Origin of the sequence: Xanthomonas sp. LF02-5, from assembly GCF_034105325.1 — a bacterium.
Classification (GTDB): domain Bacteria; phylum Pseudomonadota; class Gammaproteobacteria; order Xanthomonadales; family Xanthomonadaceae; genus Xanthomonas_A; species Xanthomonas_A sontii.
Map to the genome: position 1 here is coordinate 1,276,267 of NZ_JAXGGF010000001.1, position 11,762 is coordinate 1,288,028.

Annotated in this window: 11 protein-coding genes; all 11 read left to right on the forward strand. The window is 70.5% G+C overall.

All coding sequences use genetic code 11. The features are described 5' to 3' along the window. The first annotated feature begins 68 nt into the window (after nt 1–68). The 11 genes from creB (at nt 69) to SLW52_RS05595 (ending at nt 11,515) form a co-directional block, all read left to right on the forward strand. Entirely contained in the window at nt 69–779 is a 711-nt protein-coding gene (creB, locus tag SLW52_RS05545; RefSeq protein ID WP_320739191.1) for a two-component system response regulator CreB, read from the forward strand. A 1-nt stretch (nt 780) separates the two neighbouring features. After that, complete coding sequence (gene creC / locus SLW52_RS05550; RefSeq protein ID WP_320739190.1) at nt 781–2,223, forward strand: two-component system sensor histidine kinase CreC; 1,443 nt, start codon at nt 781–783, stop codon at nt 2,221–2,223. Between the two features lie 226 nt (nt 2,224–2,449). Continuing rightward, a complete protein-coding gene (gene creD / locus SLW52_RS05555; RefSeq protein WP_150410342.1) occupies nt 2,450–3,769 on the forward strand; it encodes a cell envelope integrity protein CreD in 1,320 nt (439 codons plus the stop codon). A 21-nt stretch (nt 3,770–3,790) separates the two neighbouring features. After that, entirely contained in the window at nt 3,791–4,228 is a 438-nt protein-coding gene (locus tag SLW52_RS05560) for a hypothetical protein (protein WP_320739188.1), read from the forward strand. Nucleotides 4,229–4,617: 389 nt separating this feature from the next. Beyond that, nucleotides 4,618–5,223, forward strand: a complete 606-nt coding sequence (locus tag SLW52_RS05565; protein WP_267123602.1) for a GNAT family N-acetyltransferase — start codon at nt 4,618–4,620, stop codon at nt 5,221–5,223. After that, a complete protein-coding gene (locus SLW52_RS05570; protein WP_267123601.1) occupies nt 5,220–6,104 on the forward strand; it encodes a carbon-nitrogen hydrolase family protein in 885 nt (294 codons plus the stop codon). Before SLW52_RS05565 ends, SLW52_RS05570 begins: the two co-directional genes overlap by 4 nt. Before the next feature lie 162 nt (nt 6,105–6,266). After that, a complete protein-coding gene (gene gltX / locus SLW52_RS05575; protein ID WP_295943213.1) occupies nt 6,267–7,673 on the forward strand; it encodes a glutamate--tRNA ligase in 1,407 nt (468 codons plus the stop codon). Between the two features lie 16 nt (nt 7,674–7,689). After that, nucleotides 7,690–8,178: a transcriptional repressor gene (locus tag SLW52_RS05580; RefSeq protein WP_017907264.1), complete on the forward strand. Its 489-nt coding sequence runs from the start codon at nt 7,690–7,692 to the stop codon at nt 8,176–8,178. 291 nt (nt 8,179–8,469) lie between these two features. Beyond that, nucleotides 8,470–9,618, forward strand: coding sequence for a crosslink repair DNA glycosylase YcaQ family protein (locus tag SLW52_RS05585; protein ID WP_320739186.1), 1,149 nt, complete (start codon nt 8,470–8,472; stop codon nt 9,616–9,618). A gap of 239 nt (nt 9,619–9,857) precedes the next feature. After that, nucleotides 9,858–10,910, forward strand: a complete 1,053-nt coding sequence (locus SLW52_RS05590) for an XdhC/CoxI family protein (RefSeq protein ID WP_295943221.1) — start codon at nt 9,858–9,860, stop codon at nt 10,908–10,910. Next, nucleotides 10,910–11,515 carry a nucleotidyltransferase family protein gene (locus SLW52_RS05595; protein ID WP_320739185.1) on the forward strand — a complete coding sequence of 202 codons (606 nt, stop codon included), beginning with the start codon at nt 10,910–10,912 and terminating at the stop codon, nt 11,513–11,515. The genes SLW52_RS05590 and SLW52_RS05595 overlap by 1 nt, the downstream gene beginning before the upstream one ends. Nucleotides 11,516–11,762: the final 247 nt, after the last annotated feature.

Here is an 11,762-nt window from a genome sequence, read left to right on the forward strand (position 1 = left end):
TCCGTGCCGATCCACGAGCGGTGCCGCGGAATGGCCGGACGGACTGCCGCGGCGCCCGCGCGACGGCTATGCTGCGCGCCATGTCCACGCCTGCCGCCGCCAGTGTCCTCGTGGTCGAGGACGAATCCGCCATCGCCGACACCGTACTGTACGCGCTGCGCAGCGAGGGCTACGCGGTGCGGCATTGCCAGCTCGGGCGCGAGGCCCTGGCGCAGCTGCGCGAGGGCGGCATCGACGTGGTGGTGCTGGACGTCGGCCTGCCGGACCTGAGCGGGTTCGAGGTGTGCCGCACGCTGCGCGGTTTCAGCCAGGTGCCGGTGCTGTTCCTGACCGCGCGCAACGAGGAGATCGATCGCGTGCTCGGCCTGGAACTGGGCGCCGACGACTACATGGCCAAGCCGTTCTCGCCGCGCGAGCTGGTGGCGCGGGTGCGGGCGCGGCTGCGGCGCCCCGCGGCGGTCGTCGGCGATGCCGAGGCTGGCTGGCAGCAGCACGGCGATTTCGCCATCGACCGCGACGGCCGCCGCATCCGCTGGCGCGCTGCGGTGCTGGACCTGACCCGCTACGAGTACGCGTTGCTGGCAGCGCTGCTGCAGCGGCCCGGCGCCATCCTCAGTCGCGCGCAACTGATGGACCGCGGCTGGGACAGCAGCGCCGACAGCGCCGACCGCACCGTCGACACCCATATCAAGACCCTGCGCGCCAAGCTGCGCGCGGCCGGCGCCACCGACGATCCGATCCGCACCCACCGCGGCCTCGGCTACGCGCTGGAGGCCTGAGGTGCGGCTGGGGCTGAAGCTGTTCCTGGGCTTCTTCCTGATCGTCGGCGTGGCCGCCTTCTTCGTGATGCGGGTGTTCGTCAACGAGGTCAAGCCGGGCGTGCGCCAGGCGATGGAATCGACCCTGGTGGACGCGGCCAACGTGCTGGCGCAGATGGCCGCGCAGGATCTCAAGGACGGGCGCATCGCCAGCGGCCGTTTCGCCCGCGACCTGGCCGCGGCGCAGCGGCGCGATCCGCGTGCGATGGTCTGGCGTTTCCCCAAGCACAGCGTCGACTACCGCGTCACCCTCACCGATGCGGCGGGCATCGTGGTGTTCGATTCGCGCGGGCAGGACATCGGCCGCGACAATTCGCGCTGGAACGACGTGTACCGTACCCTGCGCGGCGAGTACGGCGCCCGCTCCAGTCCCGAGGCCGACGGCGACCCCAATCACACGGTGATGCACGTGGCCGCGCCGGTCTACGATCCGGCCGAGCCGCAGCGGCTGATCGGCGTGCTGACCCTGTCCCAGCCCAACCGCAGCATCGAGCCGTTCATCGTCGCCAGCCAGCGCAGCATCCTGCTGCGCGGCGCCTGGCTGATCGGCATCTCGGCGCTGATCGGGATCCTGATGACCTGGGGCCTGCTGCGCGGCATCGGCCGGCTCAACCGCTATGCGCAGGCGGTCAGTGCCGGTGCGCCGGTGCCGCCGCCGCCGCCGCGCCGCGACGAGATCGGCGATCTCGGCCGTGCGCTGGAGACCATGCGCCGCAAGCTGGAGGGCAAGCAGTACGTCGAGCAGTACGTGCAGTCGCTGACCCACGAGATGAAGAGCCCGCTGGCCGCGATCCGGGGCGCGGCGGAACTGCTGCAGGAGCCGCTGCCGGAACCGGAGCGGCAGCGCTTCGTGCGCAACATCGCCGAGCAGCAGCAGCGCCTCACCGAGACCATCGACAAGCTGCTGGCGCTGGCCGAGGTGGAACAGCACGGCTGGTTGCAGCGGCGCGAACCGGTGGCGCTGGCGCCGCTGTGCGCGGACCTGGCCGAAGCGCTGGCGCCGCAACTGCAGGCGCGCGGTCTGCAACTGCAGGTCCAGGTGCTGGACCCGGCCCTGGTTGTGTCGGGCGATCCCTACCTGCTGCGGCAGGCGCTGCACAACCTGCTCGACAACGCCATCGCCTTTTCGCCGGAGGGCGCGAGCATCGTGCTGCGCGCCGAACGCGGCGCCGATGCGCGCGTGCTGCTGACGGTGGAGGACGCCGGCCCGGGCGTTCCCGACTACGCGCTGGAGCGGGTGTTCGAGCGCTTCTACTCGCTGGCGCGCCCGGCCACCGGCCAGCGCAGCTCCGGCCTTGGTCTGCCGTTCGTGCGCGAGGTGGCGCGCCTGCACGGCGGCGACGCCAGCCTGCGCAACCGCGACGGCGGCGGCGCGGTGGCCTGCCTGGCGTTGCCGCTGGCCTGAGCCGGATCGATTCGTGCGCGGGCGCGCCGAGGCGGCCTGCCGGCGTTCCCTCGTCGGGACTGAAGTCCCTTCCACAGTGGGGGCGCACACCGCGTCGCAAGTACGCCGGCTTTCCAATCCCCATTCCCCATTCCCCATTCCCCGCACTTCACACCCACTTCAAATTCGCCTCAAACCCCACCCACGCAGCGGCCGCATGCTGGCCCCTCCCAACCGAGAGGTCGCCATGAAATCCCTGAAGCTGCTGTTGCGATTCGCCACCATCGGCGGATTGATCCTGTTGTTGCTGATCCCGCTGCTGATGATTCGCGGCACCGTGCAGGACCGCCAGCATTACCGCGACGAGGCGGTGGAACGGGTGTCGCAGAGCAAGGCCGGCGAACAGCGCCTGCTCGGCCCGTTGCGGGTGATCCCGTGGACCCAGGAACGCGACGTCGCGGTCCTCGACGCCGACGGCAAGCGGGTGACCAAACGCGAGACCGAGACCGGCTACGTGCTGCAGGCGCCGCGGCGGCTGCAGGTCGAAGGCGAACTGAAGCCCGCGCAGCGCCACATCGGCCTGTTCAAGGTGCAGGTGTACAGCTGGCATGCGCGGCTCAAGGCCGAGTTCGATGATCTCGACTATGCCGCTGTCGATCGCCGCCAGTACGGCACGCCGTATCTGGCGATCGGCCTGCAGGACGTGCGCGGCCTGGTCGGCACGCCGAATCTGCGCGCCGACGGCCGCGCGCTGCCGCTGCAGCCGGGCTCGGAAGGGCTGTCCAACATCTCCAAGGGCGTGCACGCGGTGTTGCCGGCATTGCGCGATACGCAGCAGGGCCGGCTGACCGACCTGCACGACGTGCAGATGGAATTCGTGCTCGACGGCACCCAGGCGCTGTCGATCGTGCCGGTCGGCGACGACAACCAGATCGCGCTGAACTCGCCGTGGCCGCATCCGCTGTTCGGCGGCCGCTTCCTGCCCAACGAGCGCCGCATCACCGCGCAGGGGTTCCAGGCGAGCTGGGCGCTGTCGTCGCTGGCGACCGGCGCGCAGGCGCAGCTGGCCTCCGGCGGACAGGATCTCGACGCCTTGCGCGTGGACCTGGTCGACCCGGTGGACGTGTATACCCAGGCCGAGCGTGCCAGCAAGTACGGCCTGCTGTTCGTGGTGCTGACCTTCGTCGCCTTCGGCCTGTTCGAGCTGATCAAGCGCCTGCCGATCCATCCGCTGCAGTACCTGCTGGTGGGCCTGGCGCTGGCGATCTTCTTCCTGCTGCTGCTCAGCCTGTCCGAGCACATCCCGTTCTGGCAGGCGTATCTGGTCTCGGCGGTGGCCTGCATCGGGCTGCAGTTCTTCTACCTGTCCGGGGTCTTGCGCAGCCGCCTGCGCGCGGCCGGCTTCGCCAGCATGCTCACCGTGCTGTACGGCGCGCTGTACGGCCTGCTGGCCTCGGAAGACAACGCCTTGCTGATGGGCTCGCTGCTGCTGTTCGGCATCCTCGGCGCGATCATGTGGATCACCCGCCGGATCGACTGGTACGAACTCGGCGCGTCGCTGCGCTGAGCCGTCGGGGGAGAACCGGACATGGTCGCGCATCGTCATCGTCATCTGCATCGGCGTCTGCAGGCGCTGCTGCCGCCCGCCCTGGAGACCCATGGCCTGCATCCCGGCAACCTGCCGGGGGCGCTCGCGCGCAGCGCGCAGGCCGCGCTGGTCACCGCCGCCGACCGCGGCGGGGCCCTGTGGCTGCGCCTGAGCGAACGCAGCCGCGCCGCCCTGGCCGGCGACGCGGTGGCGTTCCTGGCCGGCGCGCTGCAGGCGCGTGCGGCCTTGCCGGGCGATGCCGCGCCGTGGCGCTACTGCCCCTGGCGCGCGGTGCGCCGGGATCCTGCCTGGGCGATGGACGTGGAGCGGCGCGGGGACACGCCTGCGCCGGGGTTCGTGACCTGGGAAGCGGAAGGCCGCGCGCGCTTGCTGGTGCTGCCGGCACAGGCCGCGCTGCTGTGCCGCTGGTGGCGCTGAGGCAGGGCACCCGCATCGATCGCTGCCACGGCGGGCGGATCGGTCGGATGGTCATCGGCCATTGACGGCAGAAACACCGACGGTGGCGGGACGGATGCCGCCACGGGTCACAGGACGGGCAGGGACGCCCACGCAGGGACGCTGCAAGGGCGCACGCAAGCGCATCGCCCAGGCAGCTAGCGCAAGGAGGCGCTTGCGTCACAGGACGGGCAGGGCGCCCACGCAGGGAGGCGGCAAGGGCGCACACGCCAAGGCGCCGCGAGCAGGGCAAGGAAGCGCGTGCGCCACAGGACGGGCAGGACGCCCGCGCAAGGACGCGGCAAGGAGGCACATGCAAGGGCATCGCCAGGCAGGCAGCGCCAGGGAAACGCTTGCGGTAGAGTGCACGGATGCACTCTCCGCTCTCCATTCAGCGCCTGCGCGGCGCCGGGATCGTGCCGTTCCTGGACGCGGTCGCGCAACTGCGCATCGTGGTGTTCCGCGACTGGCCCTACCTCTACGACGGCGACCTGGGCTACGAACGCGAGTACCTGGCCGCCTATTCGGCGTCGCCCGACAGCGTGTTCGTGCTGGCGCGCGACGGCGAGCAGGTGGTCGGGGCCTCCACCGGGCTGCCGCTGGTCGACGACACCGAGGCGTTCGCCGCGGCCTTCGCCGGCAGCGGCATCGACCCGGCCGAGGTGTTCTATTTCGGCGAGTCGGTGCTGTTGCCGCAGTACCGCGGGCGCGGCGCCGGCCATGCCTTCTTCGACGAGCGCGAGGCGCATGCGCGCGCGCTCGGTCGCTTCCGCCTGACCGCGTTCTGTTCGGTGGAGCGGGCGCCCGACGACCCGCGGCGGCCGCCGGAGTACCGCGGCAACGACGTGTTCTGGCGCAAGCGCGGCTATCAGCCGCAGGCTGCCTTGCGCATGCATCTGCCGTGGAACGAGGTCGACCGCGGCGAAACGCCGCATACCCTGGGTTTCTGGACCCGCGCGCTGGAGCCTGCCGCATGAAAGTCGCCGTCGCCAAGTATCCGATCGGCGCGCCCGCCGATTTCGCCGCCTTCGCCGACAAGCAGGCCGCGCTGCTGGGCGAGGCCGCGCAGGCCGGCGCGCAGCTGGCGGTGCTGCCCGAGTATCTGTCGCTGGAACTGGCCGCCACCTTCGGCGCCGAGGTGTCGGCGCGGCTGCCGGCCTCGCTGGCGGCGATCCAGGCACTGCATGCGCCTTACCTGGCCCTGTTCGCCGACCTGGCGCAGCGCCATCGCCTGCACGTGGTCGCCGGCAGCTTCCTGCTCGACATGGGCCAGGGACGCTACCGCAACCGCGCCTACTGGTTCACCCCGGACGGCGGCCACGGCTGGCAGGACAAGCTGCAACTGACCGGCTTCGAAAAAGCCACCGGCCTGATCGACGGCGGCGAGGCGCTGAAGGTGTTCGAGGCCGAGGGCGTGCGCGCCGGCGTGGCGGTCTGCTACGACAGCGAGTTCCCGCTGCCGGTGCGTGCCCAGTACGAGGCCGGCGCGCGCCTGCTGGTGGTGCCCAGTTGCACCGACACCGAGGCCGGCGCCACCCGCGTGCGCGTGGGCTGCCTGGCGCGGGCGCTGGAGAACCGCATCTTCGTCGCCCAGTCGGTGACCGCCGGCGTCGCCGAGTGGAGCCCGGCGCTGGACGTGAACACCGGCGAGGCCACGCTGTACGCGCCGATGGACGCCGGCTTCCCGGCCGACGGCATCGTTGCGCAGACCCGCGGCGAGCAGGTCTGGGCGATCGCCGAACTGGATTTCGCCGCGTTCGAGGCCAGCCGCGCCAATGCGCAAGTGGCCAACGACCGCGACTGGCGCGGGCAACTGGCGCCGGCCGTGCTGCGCGCGGAGCTGAGCCGCTTCGCATAGGAGCGTTTCCCGCAACGTGCCGCGCCTCGGCGTGCCATGCCCTGTTCCCGGGGCGAGACGCTGCTTTACCAATCCCGAATCACCAATCCCCAATCCCGCGGCGCCAGCAGGCGCCGCCCCGGCAAGGTAAAATCGCCCGATTACCGTCGTTTCGAGCGTTCCATGGCCTGCCGCACCCGTTTTGCCCCCAGTCCCACCGGTTATCTGCACATCGGCGGCGCGCGCACCGCGCTGTACTGCTGGCTGGAGGCGCGCCACCGCGGCGGCGAATTCGTGCTGCGGATCGAGGACACCGACCGCGAGCGCAGCACCCAGGCGGCGATCGACGCGATCCTGGAGGCGATGGAGTGGCTGGGCCTGGACTATGACGAAGGCCCGATCTACCAGACCCGGCGCCTGGACCGCTACCGCGAGGTCGCCGAGCAGTTGCTGGCGCAGGGCCAGGCCTACTACGCCTACGAGACCCGCGAGGAACTGGACGCCATGCGCGAAGCGGCGATGGCGCGGCAGGAAAAGCCGCGCTACAACGGCGCCGCGCGCGAGCTGAACCTGCCGCACCGCGACGATCCCAACCGGGTGATCCGCTTCAAGAACCCGACCGAGGGCGTGGTGGCGTTCGACGACCTGATCAAGGGCCGCATCGAGATCGCCAACAGCGAGCTGGACGACATGGTGATCTTCCGCCCCGACGGCTACCCCACCTACAACTTCGCGGTGGTGGTGGACGACTGGGACATGGGCATCACCGAGGTGATCCGCGGCGACGACCACATCAACAACACCCCGCGGCAGATCAACATCTACCAGGCGCTGGGCGCGCCGGTGCCGAAGTTCGCGCACATGCCGATGATCCTGGACGAGCAGGGCGCCAAGCTGTCCAAGCGCACCGGCGCGGCCGACGTGATGCAGTACAAGGACGCCGGCTACCTGCCGCACGCGCTGATCAACTACCTGGCGCGGCTGGGCTGGTCGCATGGCGACCAGGAACTGTTCGGGCGCCAGGAGCTGATCGACCTGTTCGACGTCAAGGACGTCAATTCCAAGGCCGCGCGCCTGGACATGGCCAAGCTCGGCTGGGTCAACCAGCACTACCTCAAGAGCGACGACCCGGCGACGATCGCGCCGCAGCTGGAGTTCCAGTTGCGCAAGCTCGGCATCGACCCGGCCGCCGGCCCGGCCGCGGCCGAGGTGGTGGTGGCGCTACGCGAGCGCGTGCAGACGCTGAAGGAAATGGCCGAGAAGGCCGAGGTCTGGTATCGCCCGCTGACCCGCTACGACGACGCGGCGGTGGCCAAGCACTTCAAGCCGGGCGCCGAACTGGCGCTGGGCAAGGCCCGCGAGCTGCTGGCGGCGCTGCCGCAGTGGAACCTGGACGGCGTCGCCGCCGCGCTGCACGACACCGCCGCCGCCCTGGAGATCGGCATGGGCAAGGTGGCGCAGCCGCTGCGCGTGGCCATCACCGGCACCCAGGTCAGCCCGGACATCTCGCAGACCGTGTACCTGGCCGGTCGCGAGGAGGCCTTGAAACGCATCGACGCCGCGCTCATCAAGATCCCAGCGGGAAGCTGATTCCCGGGAGACCGCCATGTCCAGCAAGAAGACCGCCTGCACCGAGCCGCACCACCACGTCCACGACGCTGCCGACTTCGTCAAGGTGGTGGAGCGGGTGAGCCGCGAGCGCGGTCTGCGCCTGACCCCGATCCGCGCCAACGTGCTGCGGCTGATCGCCGAGGCCGGGCGCCCGGTCAAGGCCTACGACCTGCTGGAATGGGTGCGCGAAGGCAAGGGCGTGGGCGCCGACGCGCCGCCCACTGTGTACCGCGCGCTGGATTTCCTGATGGCCAACGGCTTCGTGCACAAGCTCGAGTCGGTCAACGCCTTCGTCGCCTGCCACCATCCGAGCAGTGCCCAGCATTCGGTGCCGTTCCTGATCTGCGACCGCTGCCACAGCGCGGTGGAGCTGGAGGACCGCGACGTGGTCAGCCAGCTGGAGCAGCGCGCCAAGGCCCTGGGCTTCCAGCCGCAGGCACAGACCCTGGAAGTGCACGGGCTGTGCGCGAAGTGCGCGGGCTGAGCTCCGTGCCGACATTGCGATACGTTGCAGGCCTGCGGGACATGGCATCCGATTGATCTGAGCCTGGCTGAATAGCTGTCGGCAATGCCTGCTATCACCGCAACGCGGGCACGTCCTGTCCGCCGTGACGTGTGGCGGTAGCGTGCTAAACGCGTTCCGGTGCGGCGTTGCCGCGCTGGAAATCGGAGCGACGGCGAAGCGGAGCCCCACAGCGAGTGCCTGAGAACCGCGTTGCGCGTCCCGGGTTGCTATTCTGATCGGCGCTACCGCATTGCCAGGAAGGTCGTTCCGATGCGCACTCCCGTCGCTTCCGTCCCGATCGCGCCCGACCGGGCACGTGCGCTGTGGCTGCATGCGCAGCGCCTGACCACGCCGGCGCCGTTCGGCAGCGGTGCCGAAGCGGTGCGGCAGGCGACCGCGCACCTGGGCTATGTGCAGATCGACACCATCCACGTGATCGCGCGCAGCCACCACCACGTGCTGTACACGCGCATTCCCGAGTACCGCGAACGGGATCTGGAACAGGCGCAGTCGCAGGACAAGTCGCTGTTCGAGTACTGGACGCATGCGCTGGCCTACGTGCCGGTCGCCGACTACCGCATGTACGTGGCGCAGATGGCGCGCCGACGTGCACAGGCCGACGTCAGGGGCACGGTGGATGCGCAGGACTATGCGCGGCTGTTGCGCCGCATCCGGAGCGAGGGGCCGTTGTCGATCCGCGACATCGACGACGAGGTGCTGGTCGAGAAGACCCACCCGTGGGGCAGCCGCAAGCCCTCGCGGGCTGCGTTGCAGTACGGCTTCTTCAGCGGCGACCTGGTGGTCAGCCAGCGCAGCGGCATGCTCAAGACCTACGAATTGGCCACGCGGCATTTCGGCTGGCGGCAGCGACCGCGTGCGGTTGGCGACGCGCAGTACGCGCGTTACCTGCTGCAGCGTGCGCTGCGCGCGCAGGGCATCGTCGGCGTGGACTCGGTCTGTTATGGCGAGACCGCCGCCAAACCGGCGGTGCGAGCGTTGATCGCCGCGGAAGTGGCGCGCAAGCGCCTGATCCCGGTGCATCTGCAGGGCCAGGAAGGTGTGGCCCTGTGGGCCGAGCCGGAGCTGCTGGACAGTACACCGCCGCCACCGGATCCGACGCGGGCGCGGTTGCTGTCGCCGTTCGATCCGCTGGTGATCCAGCGCAAACGGTTGCAGCAGTTCTTCGGCTATACCCATCGCTTCGAGGCCTATGTGCCGGCGCCGCAACGGGTGCTGGGCTACTTCGCACTGCCGGTGCTGGTCGGCGACCGTATCGTCACCGCGCTCGACCTGAAGATGGACCGTCGCGCCGGCCGCCTGCTGATCCAGCAATGGACCTGGCTGGAACCGCGGCGACCGGCGTTGCAGGCGACGATCGACGCAGCATTGCAGCGGTTCGAACGCTTCCATCTGCTGTAGCCGGATGCTGCCGCCGCAAGGTATGGCTTGCGGCGGCACAACTCGCGCCAACGACATCCGCGGCGCAGCGCCGGACTTCTAGATGGTGCCGCGCATCCCCGATCGCATGCATAGGCCGGTTGCCGCCTCCTTGCGCTGCCGTCGCCGCGAACGCGACGCCCACATGCGGCGGCCAGGGTCACCTCGCGACCACAGGCTGCCGCTTAGGCTCGGGTTTCCCACGTTGCCTGTGCCGCCGCATGTCCGCTGCCCGACACTGTCTCCATGCTGCAATCGACGCCTGCCGCCGCGGCACGCCCGCGGTCCTGGCCGTGGCGATGGCCCGCGAAGGCTCTACCTACGCGCACGCCGGGGCGATGGCCTTGTTCGGCCCCGATGGTGCGCAGCAAGGTTGGCTCAGCGGCGGGTGCCTGGAGCCGGAGATCGCGCGCTGCGCCACGGAGGCCGCCGTCGCCGGCATGCCGGTGTGGATGGAGATCGATACGCGCGAGGACGAGGACCTGCTGTCGGGTTCGGCAGCCGGTTGCCGGGGCCGCCTGCACCTGGCCTTGCTGCCGCTGCTCGCCTTGCCGGGCTTCGACGGGCTGGCCCAGGCCTGGCTGCAGGGGCGCGGTGGATTGACCCTGGTGCTGGAGGCCGACGGTCGCATCGCCGCCAGCGTGGCCGCGCAGGCGTTGCGGTGGTGCCTGCCTTGGCACACGCTGTCTGCGCCGCCGCCGCGCGCCGGCGAAGTGCAGGTGCCGCCGCCGCCGAGGGTCAGCGTCTTCGGTGCCGGCCCGGAAACCACCGTGTTGCTGCCGCTGCTACGTCAATTGGGCTGGATGACCACCCTGGTCGAGCAGCGGCCGCGCTGGTCTGCGTTGGCGGCGCTGGCCGACCGCGCCCTGGCATGTACGCCGACCCGCGCAATGGCCGACTGTGACGGCAGCGACGCGGCACTGGTGATGCACCACAATTTCGAACTGGATCGTGAAGCGCTGGACGCGCTGGCCGGCAGCGCGATCCCGTTCCTCGGCCTGCTGGGACCGGTGCGGCGGCGCGAGGACCTGTTCCGTTTGCTGAGCCCGACGCAACGCGCGCAGTTGTCGCCGCGCCTGCATTCGCCGATCGGGCTGCGCCTGGGAGGCAATGGCGCAGAAGCGATCGCGCTGAGCATCGCCGCGCAGTTGCAGGCCAGCCGGGCGGCGCCGCCGCGGCTGAGTGCGGTCGCGCAGGCGAGCGACAGGCCGCGGCGATCGCACCGCGATACGCTCACGGCAGCGCCGCGATTGCTGGCTGAGGGTGCCAGGTGATGGCGCAGGCGCACGCGGCGCTGATCCTGGCCGCGGGTGGCAGCCGCCGCCTCGGCCGTCCCAAGCAGACGCTGACCAGCGACGGCGAGCCGCTGCTGCGCAAGGTCGTGCGCCTGGCGCTGTCCACGGCGCCGGCGCGTTGCGTGGTGGTGCTGGGTGCGCAGGCCGAGGCGCTGCGCCCGTTGCTGGAGGGATTGCCGGTGGAATGCGTGCGCAATCCGGACTGGTCCACCGGCATGGGCGGCAGCCTGGACTGCCTGCGTGCGGCGGTAGGCGACGATGCCGCGATCACCCACAGCCTGGTGCTCGGTTGCGACCAGCCGGCGTTGGCCGCGGCGCATCTGCAGGATCTGCTGGCGGCGGCCTCACGGGCGGCGTCCGGTTGCGCGGTGAGCGCCTACGCCGGCGTGCGTGGCATGCCCGCGGTGGTGGCGCAGCACCGCTGGCGCGCGCTGCCATTGGGCGGCGACCAGGGCTTGCGCACGCTGTTCGCGACGCTGGCACCGGACAGCCTCGGTTGCATCGTCGCGCCGGCGTTGGCGCTGGACCTGGACACGCCGGAGGATGTACAGGCGGCGGTGGCGAAAGGGTGGCTGGATCCATAGCGGTCGCCACAGGGCGCGACGTAGCGATGGTTCCTGCAGGACTTGCTGCGGGATGCGATAGATGCAGCGAAGGCTTCCGTCAGACAACGGTCGACGTTGGATGCGTCCTACTTTGCTCTTTGCAACGGAATGCCACCTCTGATGACTACGGAAGCGATGTCGTAGGAGCCGCTTCAGCCGCGACAGGCGCTATGGGTGACGTCTGTCGCGGCTGAAGCGGCTCCCACGAGGGATAGGGCGAACGGCG

Coding starts and splice junctions, on each gene's coding strand:
- creB (WP_320739191.1), top strand. CDS start 69: ATGCTGCGCGCCATGTCCACGCCTGCCGCCGCCAGTGTCCTCGTGGTC.
- creD (WP_150410342.1), top strand. CDS start 2,450: ATGAAATCCCTGAAGCTGCTGTTGCGATTCGCCACCATCGGCGGATTG.
- SLW52_RS05560 (WP_320739188.1), top strand. CDS start 3,791: ATGGTCGCGCATCGTCATCGTCATCTGCATCGGCGTCTGCAGGCGCTG.
- SLW52_RS05565 (WP_267123602.1), top strand. CDS start 4,618: ATGCACTCTCCGCTCTCCATTCAGCGCCTGCGCGGCGCCGGGATCGTG.
- SLW52_RS05570 (WP_267123601.1), top strand. CDS start 5,220: ATGAAAGTCGCCGTCGCCAAGTATCCGATCGGCGCGCCCGCCGATTTC.
- gltX (WP_295943213.1), top strand. CDS start 6,267: ATGGCCTGCCGCACCCGTTTTGCCCCCAGTCCCACCGGTTATCTGCAC.
- SLW52_RS05580 (WP_017907264.1), top strand. CDS start 7,690: ATGTCCAGCAAGAAGACCGCCTGCACCGAGCCGCACCACCACGTCCAC.
- SLW52_RS05585 (WP_320739186.1), top strand. CDS start 8,470: ATGCGCACTCCCGTCGCTTCCGTCCCGATCGCGCCCGACCGGGCACGT.
- SLW52_RS05590 (WP_295943221.1), top strand. CDS start 9,858: ATGTCCGCTGCCCGACACTGTCTCCATGCTGCAATCGACGCCTGCCGC.
- SLW52_RS05595 (WP_320739185.1), top strand. CDS start 10,910: ATGGCGCAGGCGCACGCGGCGCTGATCCTGGCCGCGGGTGGCAGCCGC.